This window comes from Pseudomonas sp. QTF5 (genome assembly GCF_000512695.2).
GTDB lineage: Bacteria > Pseudomonadota > Gammaproteobacteria > Pseudomonadales > Pseudomonadaceae > Aquipseudomonas.
In genome coordinates this window covers 1-619 of sequence record NZ_AZRW02000082.1, presented here as the reverse complement: position 1 = coordinate 619, position 619 = coordinate 1, and the positions used below count along the sequence as shown (strand labels likewise).

Here is a 619-nt window from a genome sequence, read left to right as displayed (position 1 = left end):
GGTGTATTGGCATCCCTGGTCAGAATGAAACAACACACCTTTAGGTCGCCCTCTCAGCTCAACGGCCATGCGCAGTGATTCGCTTGCTAGAGTCGCGTCCGCAACCAATGAGTAAGACCACCCCACCACTCGTCGTGCGAATAGATCCAGAACCACCGAGAAATAGAGCCAACGCGTGCCCAACTGAATGTAGGTAATGTCTGCGCACCAGACTTTATTCATATCAGCTACGTAAAACTCACGATCCAGCACATTCTCAGCCACGAGCGATTCAGTGCCCGAGGACTTGTACTTATGGGGTCTGCGCTGGCAACTGGATATCCCAGCTTCCTTCATCAAGCGACTGGCCATATGGCGCCCCACTTTATGTTCTGCACCCTGCATATCCTTGGAAAGGCTTCGGGCGCCTGCTGAGCCTTTTGATGCCTTGTGGTACTTGATCAGCTCAACTTTGAGCGCTTCGCGCTCCGGGTTGGTTTTTCCCTGGCGCTGACGCCAGGCGTAATAGCTGCTGCGGTTGACTTCAAACACGCGACAGCAATCTGAAATGCCGTATTGTTCGCCTAGCTCGCTGATCAGAGGGAATGATCTTTGGAGTCCAAAAGCAGGAGAACACTGG

1 protein-coding gene is annotated in these 619 nt (G+C 53.0%); it reads right to left on the bottom strand.

What is annotated here, in order from left to right; all coding sequences use genetic code 11:
• A partial coding sequence (locus IC37_RS28645) for an IS3 family transposase (protein WP_033864896.1) occupies positions 1 to 579 on the bottom strand: 579 nt, incomplete at its 3' end.
• Positions 580 to 619 lie beyond the last annotated feature (40 nt).